This window comes from Armatimonadota bacterium (assembly GCA_017993055.1).
In the GTDB taxonomy this organism is placed as follows: Bacteria; Armatimonadota; UBA5829; order DTJY01; family DTJY01; genus JAGONM01.
Genome location: JAGONM010000027.1, coordinates 21,210 through 38,562 on the forward strand (window position 1 = coordinate 21,210; position 17,353 = coordinate 38,562).

Sequence of the window (17,353 nt, forward strand, 5' to 3'; positions counted from 1 at the left end):
GCAGACTGAAAGACGTTAGGGCAGGAGTTGTACTCCTGCCCCTCCAGATAGTGCGATCGAACTCCATCCCGTTCTTCCCCCGTCCGCAGTCCATGGCCCTCAAAAAATGGCGGGAGGACACAGACTCCCGTGGGTGAGAGAAGACGATGTCCGCCCGCCTTTGATATGAAATTCCGGGTATTTCCAGCGCAAGGGGAGCACGGTATACCGGATACCCGGATCGGATTGTCAATGTCCCGTCCCGCATTCCCGGGGCTCTAGAACCACCCCAGGTCCAGAGACTCGCCGAGACCCTGTATTACGTCGTCCGTCAGGTTGTTGTTGAACTCTTGCCACCTGGCGCTCGACCACACCTCCACGCGCGTGCCCAGCCCGACCACCCAGATGTCCCCGTCAATCCCGGCGTAGTTCCGCAGAGGCTCGGGTATGCCGATGCGGCCCTGACCGTCCGGCGTGCACTCGACCGCCGAGCCGAGGAAGTACCTCTCGAGCTTCAAAGCGTCGCTGTCCAGGAGTGATCGGGGTGTCAGCTTCTTCTGGAACTCGGCCCAATGCTGTTCGGCGAAGATCCACAGACAGCCGTGAAGTCCCCGGGTGAGGTAGAAACGCTCGCCCAGCCTCGCCCGGAACTTGGCGGGGATGACCGTTCGCCCCTTATTGTCAACGGAGTGAAAGTATGCTCCCGAGAACACCGAAATACCCCTGTCCGCCTCTAACCGATCATGAACTGATGCCCGGCGTCCGACTCTATGCGGAAGGCCAGCTTCTTCTTCGAACGGCTTCGTACAAGCCTCACGTTCCGAACCTCGTCGAACTTGCCTCTGTCGGCCTGCAGCAGCGAGATTACGAACTCCTTGTTGCTCTGCCCGCCGGATTCGGCGGCGCAGGTGGCGCAGTAACCGCGAGCCGATATCCTCTCGCCCCGACTGTCCGCGAAGCCGACCGTGACGTCAGGGAAAGGCTCCGCGCGCCTGCAGATGTCGCATCTCGGCACGGGCGTCAACCTGCTGCCCGAGTCCTTGCAGAGCTCGCGGACGATGTCGTAGATCAACTGATCGAACGACCGATGGAGGATCACGAAAGCGTAGTTGGCCCGAAGCATCTCCTCGATCTCGTCGAGTATCGACTGGTCGTCGCCTTGCAGTTTCACGGCGTATGCGACGAGCTTGCCGCTGCACAACTCAACACTCTCCAGAAGCGGCTGGAATTGCTCGAACAGCCGGGCCAGTTCCCGCTCGTCCCGGTCGCTTCCGGCCTCGACGAGATATACGGCCCGGAGTCCCTTGGGCTGCTGCTCTATGCTGATCTGCCTTACGAACCTGGTCGGAGCAACTTGACGTGGCATAGTCCTAGACTCCCCATGATGTCTGCCGCAGCAATATTCGGCTCCAATCCTTCCACTTCCTGCCGCCGACTAGTCTAATAATGCAATAATCGGAGCAACTGTGGTAATACATACCACTTCCTACCACCAATCACCACTGATTATATCCATGGCGAACACGGGCGTCAATGCTTGGGAGCGAAATACTTTTTGAACTTTTTTGGACTACCGATTGCCCGGTCTGTGAAATGCACGCGGGTCATTGACTTTCGGTCCGGTTCCTGCGTATCCTAATAAGTGATAGACGGGCAATCAGCCCATTGAGGAGCGTTGCGTCTTGCCTACGATTCGAGTAGAGGGCCTTACCATAGACTACCAGGAGTCCGGCGTTGGACTGCCCATGTTGTTCATCCCCGGCATAACGGAGTTCAAGGAGGAGTTCGGGTTTCAGTTCCACGGACTTTCGGACAGCTACAGGGTGATCAGCTATGACCTGCGGCGCGGCCTCAAGCGTGCTTCGGATTACACTCTCGACCTGCTGGTGGAGGACCTGAGGATCTTCATCGAAGGAATCGAGTTGGACAGCGCGGTGATCTGCGGACATTCGTTCGGAAGTCTGGTCGCCCTCGAGTTCGCCCTGCGATACCCGGCGATGGCGAAGGCCCTCGTTCTGATCTCAGGCTATCCTTCCGCTCCCGGCATTTCTCCGGACAGGCTTATCGCGTGGACCTCCTCGGCCAGCCATCCCTTCCACAGGTCCTTCGGTGCGGCGTTCAAGGTTCAGATCGCGCGTTTCCTGGGTCGAAAGACGTCGGGCGTGCTGGCAATGACCGACGAGATCAGCGCGGTACGAACCGTGGCGCGTCAGGCGGCTCACACCAGCGAGACGACCATCAACCAGCGGGAGCGCATCATCCGCCACACCGACCTGCGGGAACGGTTGTGCGAACTGGGTATGCCTGCCCTCATCGTTGCCGGCGCCAAGGACCGGGCGGAGTTCCTGTCGGCCGCGCAGCAGCTGTACGAGGGCATTCCGAACGCCTCGCTGGAGGTCATCGAGGGCGCGGCTCATTTCTGCTTCCTCACGCGGCACGATCAGTTCAACACAGTCGTTGACGAGTTCCTTACCGACTGCCTGGCTGAGATATCATGATCGGACTGCCCGCATGTTGTCCCTCGTAGACACCCACTGCCACCTCAACCATCCCGATCTTGCCGGCGACATCTGCGGAGTTCTCGAGCGCGCCGCCCAAACGGGAGTCGGGCGCATCATCTGCGCGGCATTCGACATGGAGTCGAGCGAGACGGCAGTCGAACAGGCTTGCGGGTTCGGGGCTGTATATGCGACCGTCGGGATTCACCCACACGACGCTTCACGGATGCTTCCCGGTGATGAGGGGCGCCTGAAATCGCTCTGCCGCGAGGAGAAGGTCGTCGCAGTCGGGGAGACCGGACTCGACTACCACTATGACCACTCCCCGCGGGAGACCCAGCGCGAGGTGTTCCGCCTGCATATCAGGCTGGCCTGCGAGGTCGGCCTGCCGGTGGTGATTCACAGCAGGGAAGCCGCCGAAGATACTCTCGACATACTGGAGGACGAGGGTGTCCCGCCGCGCGGCGCGGTCCTGCACTGCTTCTCAGGCGACGACGCAATGGCTCGCAGGGCTCTGGAGTTGGGGTGCTTTCTGGGCATCGCGGGCCCGATTACCTTCAGGAGCGCGGCCTCATTTCGCGAGACGGTCTCTCGTGTGCCTCTGGAGCGCCTTCTCGTCGAGACCGATGCGCCCTATCTTGCGCCGCATCCGCATCGCGGGAAGACGAATGAGCCCGCCTACATCCTGCTTGTCGTCGAAGCGCTGGCGTCGGTGCTAAGCATACCTGCGACGACAGCCGCCGAGGTCACTACGGCCAACGCGGTCCGGCTCTTCAAGCTCGGGTAGCGCCTGCTTCCGTCCCGCGGTCCTTCTTTCTCGCGTGGCGGCAAGGAGGGCAGCGCGCGGGTTCGTTCTGAAACCCCTTCTGCGTGTAGAACTCCTGCTCCCCTGCCGTAAACACGAAGTCGCGTCCGCATTCCTTGCACTTCCGTATCCTGTCTTCAGGCATCATGCCATTCCTTCCCGCCGGCCGCGTATTGTGGATTCTATATACCCGGATATCGGTCGCGGAAACCTTGCCGGCCACAGCCTGCAATTGACGAACTGCATCCCCGAGAGTACAATTGGGCAACGTCTTCCGTGAGAGGTACCGACTTGTCAACAGGCACCATCGCTATCAGCCCGTTTGGCCCCGACGATCTGGAGGGGGTCGTCTCCCTCCTCAACCGCGAGATGACCGCGGATCCGACCACCAGCGCGAACTTCCAGCGGCGAGTCCTGCTTGACCTGAACTTCGACGCGAGTGGGGCGCCCGTCGCGAAGGACGGCGAGAGGATCGTCGGTTTCATGTGCGGCATGGTTCGGAAGTATCTCATGGAGGACCAGGCGCCGGACCTCGACCGGGGCTACATCACCCTGCTGGCGGTTGACGGCGAGTACCGGCACCGGGGCATCGCGACGCGCCTCTGGGAGCAGGTCAGGTCCTACTTTGAGTCCAGGGGCGTCAGGGCGGCGATCGTCGGCACCTTCGCGCCGAACTACTTCGTGCCCGGTGTGGATCAGGTCGCCTATGCCGGCGCGATAGGGTTCTTCGAGAAGCAGGGGTTCACCACACCCATCACGGTGCTGAGCATGGACTCCAACCTGCTGGAGTTGGAGACTCCTGATTGGATCGTCGAGAAGGAGGCCAGACTCGCATCGGAGGGACTCGTGTTCGAGGTCTTCAGACCGGAGCACACTCTCCCGTTGCTCGATCACCTCAGGGAGTGCTTCCCCGGCGACTGGCAGCGCTACCTGCGGGAGTCCATGGTGCGCAAGACGATGGGCCACTTTGAGCGCGGCGAGATCTACGTCGCGATGCAGGGAGGTGGGTGCCTCGGGTTCTGTCAGCACGAGAATGAGCGCTTCGGACCGTTTGGCGTTGACGAAAGAGAGCGCGGGCGCGGGATCGGGGCCGTGTTGCTCCTGAAGTGCCTGCACGGAATGAAGGCGCTTGGCATCCACGACGCCTGGTTCATGTCCACGACCGACGATGCCGCGAAAGTCTACATGCACGGCGGCTTCCGCGAAACCCGCCGCCACGCGGTGATGAAGAAGTCGCTGTAGAACACTGAGGCGGTTTGCGGTGAGTTTGCGTTCCATTTTGAAGAGGAGTTGGCGATGGCAGACAAGGTTGATATCCTGGCTATAGGTGGGCACGCGGGAGACGCTGAGATCTCGAGCGGGATGGCTCTTTGCCACCACGTCAATCAGGGCAGGAAGGTGGCGATGCTCCACATGACCCCCGGAGAGAAGGGGCATCCCACGATGAGTCCCGAGCGCTACGCCGAGCTGAAGTGCGCCGAGGCCGAGTATGCCGCGAAGGCGATCGGCGCTAAGGTGTACTTCCTCCCGTACGGCGACGGCGAACTGCCTGTAAATGACGAAGTCAAGTTCCGGGTCGCCGACGTCATTCGCGAGTGCAGGCCGAGCGTGATCCTGACCCACTGGGTGAACAGCATCCACAAGGATCACATCAACACCGCTCTCAATGTTCCGGACGCGCAGTTCTACGCCGGGATCGCAGGGTTCGAGCGCAAGAATCCAGCTCACTGGTGCGGGACGATCTACCACGCGGAGAACTGGGAGGACTACGAAGGTTTCGTGCCCCAGTTGTACGTCGAGATCACTGCGGAGGACATCGAGCTCTGGGAGGAGATGGTGCTCAAGTACGCACTATTCCGGGGCGAGGTCGCGAAGTTCCGTTACGTGGATTACTACAAGGCCCTGGCTCGCGCGCGCGGCTGCGAGATGTATACCGAGTACGCGACCGCCTTCATGCTCCCGCCGGGAGCCCACCGCCGCAAAGTCCAGTCATTCTTCTGACTTGGAGTGCGGCGGTCTGACACCGCATGGGAGCCTGCACAATGGCGGTGTAAACCAACTGTGCGCCGGAGGGTCATTCGTGAAAGTATACATCGCAGCTACGAGACAGAATGACGGCAAGACCATCGTATCACTGGGGCTTATCGCGGCCGCTCTGAGGCGCACCGCGAAGGTCGGCTACACCAAGCCGGTCGGACAGCACTACGTCGAGACCGGCGGCCACAAGATTGACGAGGACGCCATCCTCGTCAAGGAGACGTACGGCGTGGAGTGCGATCTGCCGGACATGTCCCCTGTTGCCATCCCGCGAGGGTTCACCGAGGACTACATCAGCGATCCTGATCCGGAGTCGCTGGCGCGCGATATCACCTCGGCATTTGGTCGAGTCTCGACCGGCAAGGAGTTCACGCTTATCGAGGGCACCGGCCATGCCGGAGTGGGCTCGGTGTTCGACATGTCGAACGCCGACGTGGCGCATCTGCTGGGAGCTAAGGTCGTGATCGTCTCTGCGGGTGGCGTCGGCAGGCCGATTGACGAGATCATGTTGAACAAGGCTCTCTTCGACCAGATGGGTTGCGAGGTCGTCGGCGCCATTGTCAACAAGGTCCAGCAGGACAAGTACGACAAGATCGCGCCGCTCGTCACCAAGGGGCTAGCGCGCAAGGGTCTCGAGGTCTTGGGTGTTATGCCCTATAATCCCGTGCTCTCCAGGCCGACGATGGAGCAGCTTCTCGAGGATACTAGGGGCGAGCTCATTACGAGTCGGAGCGGCCTCAAGAACATGGTGAGCCGCATCGCGATCGGTGCGATGGCTCCCCATGAAGCCCTGGATTACATCGGCAAGGACACCCTGTTGATCACCCCGGCTACCAGGGAGGACCTGATCCTGGCGGCGATGGGCTCGTGCTTCCTGGGCGAGGACGACGAGGCCTGCGTTTCGGGGATACTTCTGACCGGCACGGCCAGCCCGCATCCTCGGATACTGCATCTCATCGAGCGCGCGCAGATTCCGGTGATCCGCGTAGCGCAAGACACCTTTACCGTCGCCACGATGATAGACGACCTCATGGTCAAGATTCGTCCGGGAGACACCGAGAAGATCGCGGCCGCCGAGCGTCTAGTCACCGACCATGTCAACATGGATCGAATGATGGATCTGCTCCGGAAGAGCTGAGTCGGCATCTGATGCGGTGCGCAGTTCGGGCAGCAGTTGCGCTCCTGCCCGAAAAACGAGAGGGGTCGCCGGCACTCGGAGACCCCTCTCGGGTTACTGGTGGCTGCTGACCGGCGACTACCCCTTCACCCCCGAGATCACCACGCCTTGGATGAAGTACTTCTGCGCGCAGAAGAAGATCACGAGCAGCGGAAGCATGACCACCGTCGCGGCTGCCATCAGCAGGTGCCACTCCACCGCGTGCTCGCCCTGGAAAGACCAGAGCGCCAGTGCGAGGGTCCGCTTCGCGGGGTCGCTGAGGTAGATCAGGGGGCCGAGGAAGTCGTTCCAGTGCGCCATGAACGAGAAGATCGCTACTGTGCCCAGCGCCGGCTTGGCCTGCGGGAGGATGACCTTCGTGAAAATGCCGAAGGTCCCGGCGCCGTCTATCTTCGCCGCCTCGTCCATCTCGATCGGTATCGTCATGTAGTACTGGCGCAAGAGGAATATGGCGAAGACTCCTCCGCCGAAGAACGCCGGCACCGTGAGCGGGTAGAACGTATCATACCAACCCAGGGTCGTGAAGATCTTGAAGATCGGGATCAGCGTCACCTGAGGCGGCAGCATGATGGTCGCCAGCAGCACGATGAACAGCACGTCCCGCCCGGGAAAGCGCATCCTGGCAAAGCCGTATGCTACTATGGAAGCGGACATGATCTGCCCGGACATTGCGAAGAACGTGATCGTGATGGTGTTCCGAAGGCATCCCAGGAAGTTCATGAACTTCAGAGCGTCCGGGTAGTTCTGCCACAGGCCACTGCAGCGAAAGAAGTCCCCCAGACTCTTTATCGGCTTGAAGATGTCTCCGGGGTCCATGAGCGAACTCCTGACGAGCCACCAGAACGGGATGAGGATGAGTATCGAGCCGATGGTAAGCAGAGCATACGTCAGAAAGTAGCTGAAGAGCCTGCTCGTGCTCCGCCTGCGGACTTTGTTCTGTGTCAATGTTGTTGCCATGCGTTGAAACCTCGTTTCGGTTCAGGGTCCAGGACAAACTGCGTCCCCTGGTTCCTGCAGGGACTATCGTCTCCCCTTCACTTCGCCTTCATAGTAGACCCAGCCCGCGGACGACTTGAATACCAGCAGCGTGCATATCAGGATGATCACAAAGAGTATCCAGGCCATTGCGGCGGCGTAACCCATCTGGAAGTACTGGAACGCCTTCTGGTACAGGTAGAGCAGGTAGAACAGGGTGGCGTAATGCGGCCCGCCCTGGGTCATGACGAACGATGAAGTGAACACCTGGAAGCTGCCGATCACTCCCATGACCAGGTTGAAGAAGATGGTCGGGGAGACCATCGGCAAGGTTATGTTGCGGAACTTCTGGACCGGGTTCGCGCCGTCAATGTCGGCGGCTTCGTAGAGCTGTGTCGGGATTCCCTGCAGTCCCGCCAGGTAGATGATCATTCCCCCTCCGACTCCCCACAGGCTCATCAGGATGAACGCCGGCAGCGCCCAGCTCGGATCTGCCAGCCACAGCGGCAAGGGTCCGCTGAGAGATCGCGTAAGCAGGCCGAAGAGCGTGCTCCACGCAACCGCTATGAGGCCGCCGAATGGGAGCGCCACCACCAGCCAGAGCACGGCGACCCAAGTCGAGGCCGTGCGTCTGATGAGCATTTGAACGCCCTTCACCGCCATCACGGCTGCCACGATCAGCCCCACAGCAATCGCTACGGGCCACGGACTCAGCCATTGGGCAACGGGAGCCAATCGCGGGTTGATCACGCCGAGGATCAGGTTCAGAATACCGTTCTCCGGATTGAAAATCCATCGCCAGAGCATCGCAGTGGCGATTCCAGGCAGAATGGCTGGAATATAGAAGATGGTCCTGAACCAGCTCATCCCCTTGACGTTCTGATTGAGCAGCAAGGCAACCATCAGCGATCCGACCAGGCCGAGCGGAAGCGCGAACATCGCATAGGTGAGAGTCACCTTCAGCGCCTGGATGAACCGGAAGTCATGGAACAGCGCCTGCTGGAAGTTCGCGAGGCCGACGAACTGCGGAGGGTTGATGATATCCCAGTCGCACATGGCGATGTAGATCGAAAACAGCATCGGGCCGAGTGTGAATGAGAAGAAGCCGACGAGCCACGGCAGAATGCACAGGTACCCTTCGGTGGCTTCCTTTCTTGCTATCCGCGACATGTCCCTGGTCAAGTGCAGGAAGATCAACCGCGCGATCAGAAACACGCAGAATACGCCCAGCGGGAGAGCCATCTTGAGCAGTGCCGAGCTGTCTCCGGTCTGCTGGTAGATCTTTGCGACTGTCAGCGGCGCAGCGATGAAGGCGAGCAGGTAGACCACCCACCAGAAAACCCGATATGCGCCGCCCTTTTCGATTCTTTCACTCATAAGTTGCCTCTCGTGACGAACGCGCTACTGGCCCGCCGCCTATCGCGCTTCATATAGCAGCAGATCGTTGGCCCGCTTCGCTGCTATCCTGCACACTTCCTCGGCGGTAGCCTTGCCGAGCAGCGCCGGCGCAATCTCGCTGTAGATGATGAAGTTCATCTCCGGCGAGCACTCCACTTTTGGAAGCGGACGCCCATACTCGATGGCGTCAATGAAAGCCTGCTTGTTCTTCGGCGGCGCGTCCAGGTACAGATACGCGCCCGATTCGGCCACCGACCGGCGGCTCGGGATGACCTGTTTCTTCTCCGCAAAGTGCTTCTGCATGCTCGGCGAACTCATGAACTTGACCAGTTCCCAGGCTTCCTTCTTGTGCCTGCTGCCTCGCAGTATCCCCCAGCACGCCCCTCCGACAAATGATGCTCTCTGCTTGCCTCTGGGAAGCGGGGCGCAGTCGTACTCAAACGTGGTTATCTCCTTCGGGAACACGATTCCTGCCGCCCAACTCCCGCTGACATACATGCCGATCTGGCCGTTGGTGAACATCTTCTGAGAACCGATGTCGGCGGCGTCGGCGGCGGTCGGAGCGACGTGGTGCTTGTTCCTCAGGTCGCACATCCACTGGAGACCTTCATACGCCGCCGGCTGATCGAGGATGCACCTGGTGTTGTCCGTGTTTAGCACGTCGCCGCCGTTCTGCCAGACATATGTATGCCAGGTCGAGTCCGGCACGCAGCCCCATTGGTCGAGCTTGCCGTCGCCGTTGAAATCCTTCGTGAGCTTCCGTGCGACCTCCAGGAACTTCTTCCAGTCCCATGACTCGTCGGGGTACGGGATGCGGTGCTTGTCGAACATGGTCTTGTTGTAGTACATGGCGGAGATGTCCACATCGCCCGGGATGGCGTAGATCTTGCCCTTGTACTTGCCCCAGCCCTCGACCGCCGGCCCGTAGAAGTCGCTGATGTCGAAATCGGGATCGCTCTCGATGTACGGTCCCAGGTCCTCGAGCAGGTTCTTGGCGGCGCTGGGCGTGAAGTAGTTGGAACTGACATGGCTCACGTCCGGCGCCCGCCCGCCGGCTGTGGAGATCAGGAGTTTGTCGAACATCCGTATCCAGGGGACCGATTCCACCTCGACTCGGATATTCGGATGGGTCTTGTAGAACTCCGTCTCGAACGCCTGCTTGTAGAAGTCGAGGTCTTCCTGCTTGTCCCAGACGGTCATTCGCAGGACGACAATCCCTTCTTCGCCCTTAGGCTTGCTGCATCCGCCCAGCGCAGTTGCTGCCAGCAGAATCAGAGACAGAGCCGTCAGTGTTCTTCTCATGTTGCTCATCACGACGTATTATTCACTGCGCAGGCCCGTCCATCCTCCTGCGCGGACGGTTGTACATCAGCAGATCGTCCACGATCGGCGTGACCCGAAGGCAGGTCTCCTTCGCCGACTCCTTCCCAAGGATCGCCATGGTGATCTCGTTGTTGATGATATCATTCATCTCTCGAGAGCATTCGATGTTCGGGATCACGCGGCCGTACTTGATCGCGTCTATGAACACCTCCTTGTTCCGGGGCCTTCCCTTCAAGAGCAGATATGCACCGGATTCGGCGACCGATCTCCGACTCGGGATGATATGCTGCGTCCTCGCATAGTAGCCCTGGAAGGTCTGCGACGTCATGAACTTCACCAACTCCCATGCTTCCTGCTTGTGCTTTGATTTGCTCAGTATGCCGAACGCCGCGCCTCCCATGAAGGCCGCGCGCTGTTTGCCCATGGGGATGGGAGCGGCATCGTAGTCGAAGGTCGTGACCTCCTTCTCGAAGATCAGCGGCGTGGCCCAGCTTCCGCTGACGAGCATCCCGATCTGACCGTTCGTGAACATCTTTTGAGGGCCGATGTCTGCGGCGTCGGCGGGAGACGGGGCGACACGGTGCTTGCTTCTGAGGTCCGCCATCCACTGCAGAGCCTCGTACGCCGCGGGCTGATCGAGCAGACACCGCTTGTTGTCTGCGGAGACGATATCGCCTCCGTTCTGCCAGATATAGGCCTGCCACCAGGTGTCGGGAACGCAGCCCCACTGATCGAGCTTGCCGTCGCCGTTCGTGTCCAGCGTGAGCTTCTTGGCGGCCCACAGCAACTTGTTCCAGTCCCACGTCTCATCCGGGTACGGAACACCGTACTTGTCGAACATAGTCTTGTTGTAGTACATCGCGTAGATGTCTACGTCGCTTGGAAGGCCGTATATCCTTCCATCGTACATGCCCCAGCCTTCGACTGCTTCGTTGTAGAAGTCGTTGATGTCGAAAGTCGGGTCGTTCTCGATGTACGGGTCGAGGCATTCCAGCAGACCCTTCGCCGCGCACGGGGTGAAGTAGGTGGAGTCCACCCGGCTCACGTCCGAGGTCCGCCCGCCTGCTGTGGAGATGAGCAGCTTGTCGAACATCCGGCTCCAGGGGACCAATTCGATGCTTACCCGGATGTTCGGATGATCCTTGTAGAAGACCTTGAGCGACTCGTTGTAGAAGCCGAGTTCTTCCTGCTTGCCCCACATGATGAGCCGCAGGTGCACGACCTCAGGCGTCTGTGATCTCTTACAGCCGGACAGAACGATTGCGGCTGCGACGAGAACGATGATCGCTGATATGGCTCGCGGGTGGACGGATGACGGGTGCATGCGCCTGACCTGCACTATTCCCGGTTCTTCCTGGGCCATAAGAGGCCGTTCACTCTCTTGGCCGTCCTCTTGCAGGCCGACTCCGCCGTTTCTGTGCCGATCTGCAGGTTGTTCAACTCGTTACCGATTATACTGTTCATCTCCTCGCTGCACGGGACCCTCGGCAAAGTGCGCCCGTATTCGATGGCGTCGAGGAACACCTTTCGGTGCCTCGGTGGGCCTGGGAGGTCCAGGAACGCGTTTGACTTGGCGACGGACATGCGGCTGGGGATTACCTGTTCTTTGATCGCGCGCTCCCTCAGCGCCTCCTTGCTGACCATGAACTTGACCAGTTCCCAGGCCAACTGCTTGTGCTTCGAGCCCCTCAGCACCGCATACGATGCGCCTCCGTAGAAGGTGGCCCTGCACACCGGACCCTTCGGGACCGGCGCGACATCGTACTCGAAAGCGCCCTTGATGTCCTTGTCGAAATACAGCGGCACGGCCCAGCTCCCGCTGAAGTACATTCCGGTCTGGCCGTTCGTGAACATCTTCACGGAGCTGATGTCGGCCATGTCTTTGGCGGTCGGCGCGACGTGATACTTGTTGCGCAGGTCGGCCATCCACTGCAGGCCCTCGATGGCTTCGGGCTGATCGAGCAGACACCTTGTCTTGTCCTCACTGATGATTTCGCCCCCGTTCGCCCAAACGTAGGACTGCCACCAGTTCTGGCTGGTGCCCCACTGGTCCAACTTGCCGTCGCCGTTTGTGTCCAGAGTGAGCTTCCTCGCCGCTGCCAGATAGTCGTCCCAGCCCCACGTCTCATCGGGGTAGGGGACGTTGTATCGGTCGAACATCGTCTTGTTGTAGTACATCGCGGTAACGTCTACGCCGGCCGGGATGGCGTAGAGTTTTCCCCGGTACTTGCCCCAGCCCTCGACGACTTGAGGGTAGAAGTCGCTGAGATCGAAATCCCTATCCTTCGCAACGTACGGTCCCAGGTCCTCCAGGAGTCCCTTCGATGCTGCGGGAACGAACCACATCGAGCTGATCACGCTGGCATCCGGCGCCTTGTTGCCCGCGGTGGCGATGAGCAGTTTCTGCAGAGTCCGTTCGTTGACGATGTATTCGAGGCGCACCTTGACGTCCGGGTGGGCTTCGTAGAATCTCTTGAGCTTGTCGTTCCATTTCTGCTCGTCGGCTGCCGAGCCCCAGACGACCATGCGCAGGTGAACGACCTCGCTCTCTTCCTTCTTTTGCACGCAGCCGCACAGCATGGAGAGCAGTATCGGGAGTATCAGACAGAGCGCGAGTCTCGACTTGGTCATGTTCGGCAAAGCTTCCTATCGTGCGATCACTGGTAGCATATTCGCTGACAACCCCCGCCAATCCTCGTGCTTCTGCGCGCACTTGCTCATCGAGACTGAAAAAGGGCCGGGCGAATCGCCCGACCCCTCTTCTCATATGGATACGCGAGAACCTAAGATCGACGACTGCTAGAACTTCAGGTCATAGTCAACCCCGACCCAGGTGTGCTTGCCCAGGGTGCCGGCCTTGAACGTCGGCCACTCGGGGTACGGCTTGTAGGTCACCGCGTAGAGTGACTGCTTCGCATCGTTCAGGGCGGCCACACCTATCTGCGGCGTCAGCATCGCCTGCACCCCGCCGAAGAGGCCGTTGTGCAGGTTGTCGCCGTATCCCGCGTGCAGGCGGATCACCGGGGAGAACGGTTCTCCCGGCGCCGGCGCCATGACCGTCTTGACCGCCGCGACGAAGAACGTCGGATCGTCGTTCATGGTGGAGCCGTTCGCAATCGTCTCGCCCAGGAAGTTCTTGGCGCCTACCGAGATCTTGGGCATCTTGTCGGTCTCCTGCACTACCTGGTAGGTAAGCACATAGAAGTCCCAGGTGTCGCCGCCCTTGTTCAGATCGTAGACGTTTGCCTCGAGTTCCAGGTTCTTTGCGATGCCGGCATAGGCGATATACACGCCCATACCCGTGCTTGGCCCCACCATCCCATCGAAGTTGACGGAGTAGGCCGCGAGGTTTATCAGTCCCACCGGCGCGACGTCGGCGGTCGGCATCGTGATGATGCTGCTTCCGAGCACCATCTGCGCGGCGATGAGCAACAATGCCACCGCCAGCGCGATCTTCACTGCTGATTTCATTTCTCTCTTCCTCCTTGCATCTCGACGGACACAGTGTCCAGTGTTTCCTGCATCCGGCAGCCCTTATGGGCTCTTGGCCCGCGCGCTCAGCAGAATCCCCGCGCGAGTCTGCATGGATTGTATCAGCGGCTGAGGCAAAACGCAAGAGCTTTCCTCGCACGGCTCCCGTTTGTTCCGTCCGTTTGCATTCAAGCGACCCTGATGCTATAATCCTACGGTGCGTCCGGCCCATCATGCGGCCGACCACATCGGACAAGGCAATGGAGGTAATACTATGCCCACAACGATAGAGCATGTTCAAGCCCGCGAGATACTCGATTCCCGCGGCAACCCGACCGTCGAGGTCGAGGTCTATCTCGCCGACGGCAGCATGGGCCGCGCGGCGGTCCCGTCCGGTGCGTCCACCGGCGCCTACGAGGCCTGCGAACTGCGCGACGAGGATAAGAGCCGATACCTCGGCAAGGGTGTCCTGAAGGCCGTTGACCATGTGAACGAGGAGATTGCCGGTGAGATCATTGATCTCGACGCGCTCGATCAGGTCGGTATTGACCAACTCATGATCGAGCTGGACGGAAGTCCCACCAAGTCCAGGCTCGGTGCGAATGCGATCCTCGGTGTCTCTCTGGCGATCGCTAAGGCGTCGGCCGAGTCGCTCGGGCTTCCCCTGTATAACTACATCGGCGGCGTGAACGCTCGCGAGCTTCCCGTGCCGATGATGAACATCCTGAACGGCGGCAAGCATGCCGACAACAACGTGGACCTGCAGGAGTTCATGGCCATGCCGGTCGGCGCGACCTCGTTCGCGGAGGCGGTCCGCATGGCCGCCGAGACCTTCCACGCGCTGAAGAGCGTCCTGAAGGGCAAGGGCCTGAATACCTCCGTCGGCGACGAGGGCGGATTCGCCCCCAATCTCAAGACCAACGAGGAGGCCATCGAAGTCCTGGTTGAGGCGATCGACAAGGCCGGCTACAACGGCAAGGTCAAGATTGCGCTCGATCCCGCCGCCACCGAACTCTGGGATGAGGCGAAGAAGAAGGGCCAGGAGGGCAAGTACTACTTCTGGAAGTCCGACATGCTGAAGACACCTGAGGAAATGGTGGACTTCTACGCCGCGCTGGTCGAGAAGTATCCAAGCATCATCTCAATCGAGGACGGAATGGCCGAGGACGACTGGGATGGGTGGAAACTCATCAACGACCGACTTGGCAAGAAGATTCAGATCGTCGGCGACGACATCTTCGTTACCAACACCGAGCGGCTCAGGAAAGGCATCGAGATGGGAGTCGCGAACTCGATCCTGATCAAACTGAACCAGATCGGGACCCTGACGGAGACCCTCGACACCATGCAGATGGCGATGCGCGCCGGATACACCGCCGTCGTCTCCCATCGGTCCGGCGAGACCGAGGATACCACGATCGCCGATGTCGCCGTCGCGACGAACGCCGGCCAGATCAAGACCGGCGCCCCGTCGAGAACCGACCGCGTGGCGAAGTACAACCAGCTCATCCGCATCGAGGAGGAACTCGGCGATACAGCCCTCTTCCGCGGCATGGATGCCTTCTACAACGTCAGGAAGTAACTCATCCGTCTCATCCGTCCCATATGTCCCATGGGACGGATGAGACCCATGAGACATATGGGACGACCCCTGCGGCAGCACGGACCATGCGACGCACAAAGATCATCTGCACAATCGGCCCGGTGACCGAGTCGGACGATATGCTTCTCGCGCTCGCGGAAGCCGGTATGAACGTCGCGCGCCTCAACTTCTCCCACGGTACGCACGAGGAACACGGCCGGAAGATCGCCGCCATCCGCCGCATCGAAGAGAAGCTCTGGAAGCCGATCGCCATCCTCCAGGACCTCCCCGGCCCCAAGCTTCGCACCGGCCCAATGACCCCCGTCACCGTTGACCTTTCCCCCGGAAAGCGCTTCATCTTTACGACCCGCGATGTTCCCGGCAGCGCGGACGAAGTGAACCTCCCTCACCCCGAACTCGTCCGCAAGGCGAGGCCCGGCCAGCAGGTCTTCGTCGCCGATGGCGACTTCGAGTTCCAGGTCGAAGAGGTTACCGATACCGACATCATCACTCATGTGGTCGTCGGCGGGGAACTGGGCGGCCACAAGGGCATCAACATGCCGGACGCCGAGGTAGACCTCCCGTCGGTAACCGATGCCGATATCGAGGACCTGCGTTTCGGCCTCTCCCAGGATGTGGACTGGGTCGCCGCGTCGTTTGTCCGGCGGGCCTGCGACCTCGATCCGATCCGGTCGGTCATCGCCGCGTCCGGGAAGCCGGTTCGCCTCATCGCCAAGATCGAAAAGTCGGAGGCTGTGGAGAACATAGACTCGATCATCGAGGCCGCCGACGGCATCATGGTCGCCCGCGGCGATCTTGGCGTCGAACTCCCGCTGGAGAAGGTCGCCGGCGCGCAGAAGATGATCATCTCGAAGTGCAACGAGGCCGGGAAACCCGTCATAACGGCTACCCAGATGCTCGACTCGATGATCCGTAACCGCCGGCCGACCCGTGCCGAAGTCACCGACACGGCAAATGCCGTGCTCGACGGCACGGACGCGACGATGCTCTCGGGAGAAACCGCCATCGGGAAGTACCCGGTCGAAGCGGTCCTCATGATGCGGGCAATTCTGCTGGAGACGGAATGCTCGCTCGACTACTGCCGTTTCATGCAGGAGAGCCTGAGCCGTCCGGCGAATACGGTGACGAACGCTATCGCGCAGGCCACCTGCTCCCTCGCGTGGGACCTGTCGGCCGCCGCGATCATCACGCCTACCTCGTCTGGGGCGACTGCGCGGGCAGTGTCTCAATATCGGCCGTCCGTACCGATCATCGCCGCTCCGACGCGCCTCAGCACGTACAGGCAGCTCGCTCTCTCGTGGGGTGTCTATCCGATGTTGGTCGCGCCGGGAGTCAAGACGACCGATGCAATGATCGAGGGAGCGGTGCACGGGGCCTCCAGGCTGGGGATCGTCAGGCAGGGTGATACGGTCGTGCTGACGGCGGGCGTTCCCGCCGGTGAGCCCGGCCGCACGAACCTGATCAAGGTGCACGTCATCGGGCAAGACGTATAGCCGCCGAAACAGAGGCTTGAAACTTTCCGGCGGAAGCGATACACTATACTCATCCATTCCACAGGCGGATCGAAGGTGATCGCATTGAGCAGGCCGCGAAGAAAAGCCGTTACGAGCAAGGGAAGGCTGCTGAAGTCGCGCGCCCTTCGGATTGCGGTGGTCGCGCTGTCCCTGATAGGTCTGGCTGCAGGCGTCGGGGCGGCGCTCGGCAAGGTCGCCAAGCCGTATCTTATCGGTCGCACCGAAGGCGCCGAGATCGCGCAGATCAAGCAGGAAATCGCGCAGCAGGAGAGGCGGCGCGGCGAATTGATGGACGACATGCGCTACCTCCGGACGCCCGCCGGGATGGAGGTCGAGGCCCGCAGGCTAGGTTGGGTCAAGGAAGGCGAGGTGTCCGTCGTGGTCGAGGAGCCGAAGCCCGAGCCGACCGTGGAAGAATCGTCGAAGAAGCCGTTTCTCCAGCGCTTCTCCGACGGGGTCGTAGGCCTCTTCGGAGCTGGGAAGAAGGACTAGCCCCGAGCGGCATGTCCCGTCTTCCGTCGTGTAGTAGAGCTTAGGGGCCTTCGGCGGCGTCCGGAGGCGAGGGTTTCGTGC

Annotated in this window: 17 protein-coding genes; 8 read left to right on the forward strand and 9 right to left on the reverse strand. The window is 60.6% G+C overall.

What is annotated here, in order from left to right:
* Positions 1-257: 257 nt before the first annotated feature.
* The gene (mraZ, locus tag KBC96_10880) at positions 258-692 is read right to left on the reverse strand and encodes a division/cell wall cluster transcriptional repressor MraZ (protein MBP6964897.1); all 435 of its coding nucleotides are present in this window, start codon (positions 690-692) and stop codon (positions 258-260) included.
* Between the two features lie 20 nt (positions 693-712).
* The gene (locus tag KBC96_10885) at positions 713-1,345 is read right to left on the reverse strand and encodes a hypothetical protein (GenBank protein ID MBP6964898.1); all 633 of its coding nucleotides are present in this window, start codon (positions 1,343-1,345) and stop codon (positions 713-715) included.
* A gap of 316 nt (positions 1,346-1,661) precedes the next feature.
* Between KBC96_10885 and KBC96_10890 the strand changes: the two genes are divergently transcribed.
* Entirely contained in the window at positions 1,662-2,477 is an 816-nt protein-coding gene (locus tag KBC96_10890; protein MBP6964899.1) for an alpha/beta hydrolase, read from the forward strand.
* A gap of 13 nt (positions 2,478-2,490) precedes the next feature.
* Positions 2,491-3,264, forward strand: coding sequence for a TatD family hydrolase (locus KBC96_10895; GenBank protein ID MBP6964900.1), 774 nt, complete (start codon positions 2,491-2,493; stop codon positions 3,262-3,264).
* On the opposite strand, the gene KBC96_10900 is transcribed toward KBC96_10895, so the two are convergent.
* Positions 3,251-3,430, reverse strand: coding sequence for a zinc-ribbon domain-containing protein (locus KBC96_10900; GenBank protein MBP6964901.1), 180 nt, complete (start codon positions 3,428-3,430; stop codon positions 3,251-3,253). The genes KBC96_10895 and KBC96_10900 overlap by 14 nt on opposite strands.
* Positions 3,431-3,573: 143 nt before the next feature.
* On the opposite strand from KBC96_10900, the gene KBC96_10905 reads away from it, so the two are divergent.
* The 3 genes from KBC96_10905 (at position 3,574) to KBC96_10915 (ending at position 6,457) form a co-directional block, all read left to right on the forward strand.
* Positions 3,574-4,524 (forward strand): GNAT family N-acetyltransferase, encoded by a 951-nt coding sequence (locus tag KBC96_10905; protein MBP6964902.1) that lies wholly within the window; start codon positions 3,574-3,576, stop codon positions 4,522-4,524.
* A 54-nt stretch (positions 4,525-4,578) separates the two neighbouring features.
* Positions 4,579-5,283, forward strand: a complete 705-nt coding sequence (locus KBC96_10910; protein ID MBP6964903.1) for a PIG-L family deacetylase — start codon at positions 4,579-4,581, stop codon at positions 5,281-5,283.
* A gap of 79 nt (positions 5,284-5,362) precedes the next feature.
* Positions 5,363-6,457 carry an AAA family ATPase gene (locus tag KBC96_10915; protein ID MBP6964904.1) on the forward strand — a complete coding sequence of 365 codons (1,095 nt, stop codon included), beginning with the start codon at positions 5,363-5,365 and terminating at the stop codon, positions 6,455-6,457.
* A gap of 117 nt (positions 6,458-6,574) precedes the next feature.
* Here KBC96_10915 and KBC96_10920 read toward each other — a convergent pair whose 3' ends face one another.
* From KBC96_10920 to KBC96_10945, 6 genes are all read right to left on the reverse strand, one after another.
* Positions 6,575-7,453 (reverse strand): carbohydrate ABC transporter permease, encoded by an 879-nt coding sequence (locus KBC96_10920; protein ID MBP6964905.1) that lies wholly within the window; start codon positions 7,451-7,453, stop codon positions 6,575-6,577.
* A 63-nt stretch (positions 7,454-7,516) separates the two neighbouring features.
* Complete coding sequence (locus KBC96_10925; protein MBP6964906.1) at positions 7,517-8,410, reverse strand: sugar ABC transporter permease; 894 nt, start codon at positions 8,408-8,410, stop codon at positions 7,517-7,519.
* Positions 8,411-8,887: 477 nt separating this feature from the next.
* Positions 8,888-10,171: a sugar ABC transporter substrate-binding protein gene (locus KBC96_10930; protein MBP6964907.1), complete on the reverse strand. Its 1,284-nt coding sequence runs from the start codon at positions 10,169-10,171 to the stop codon at positions 8,888-8,890.
* 22 nt (positions 10,172-10,193) lie between these two features.
* Entirely contained in the window at positions 10,194-11,555 is a 1,362-nt protein-coding gene (locus tag KBC96_10935; GenBank protein ID MBP6964908.1) for a sugar ABC transporter substrate-binding protein, read from the reverse strand.
* Positions 11,531-12,823 carry a sugar ABC transporter substrate-binding protein gene (locus KBC96_10940; protein MBP6964909.1) on the reverse strand — a complete coding sequence of 431 codons (1,293 nt, stop codon included), beginning with the start codon at positions 12,821-12,823 and terminating at the stop codon, positions 11,531-11,533. The genes KBC96_10935 and KBC96_10940 overlap by 25 nt, the downstream gene beginning before the upstream one ends.
* 168 nt (positions 12,824-12,991) lie before the next feature.
* Entirely contained in the window at positions 12,992-13,663 is a 672-nt protein-coding gene (locus KBC96_10945; protein MBP6964910.1) for a hypothetical protein, read from the reverse strand.
* 274 nt (positions 13,664-13,937) lie between these two features.
* Between KBC96_10945 and eno the strand changes: the two genes are divergently transcribed.
* From eno to KBC96_10960, 3 genes are all read left to right on the forward strand, one after another.
* Positions 13,938-15,245 (forward strand): phosphopyruvate hydratase, encoded by a 1,308-nt coding sequence (gene eno / locus KBC96_10950; GenBank protein ID MBP6964911.1) that lies wholly within the window; start codon positions 13,938-13,940, stop codon positions 15,243-15,245.
* Positions 15,246-15,331: 86 nt separating this feature from the next.
* On the forward strand, positions 15,332-16,759 hold the full coding sequence (pyk, locus tag KBC96_10955) for a pyruvate kinase (protein ID MBP6964912.1): 1,428 nt from the start codon (positions 15,332-15,334) through the stop codon (positions 16,757-16,759).
* 84 nt (positions 16,760-16,843) lie between these two features.
* Positions 16,844-17,272, forward strand: coding sequence for a hypothetical protein (locus tag KBC96_10960; protein MBP6964913.1), 429 nt, complete (start codon positions 16,844-16,846; stop codon positions 17,270-17,272).
* The last annotated feature ends 81 nt before the right edge of the window (positions 17,273-17,353 follow it).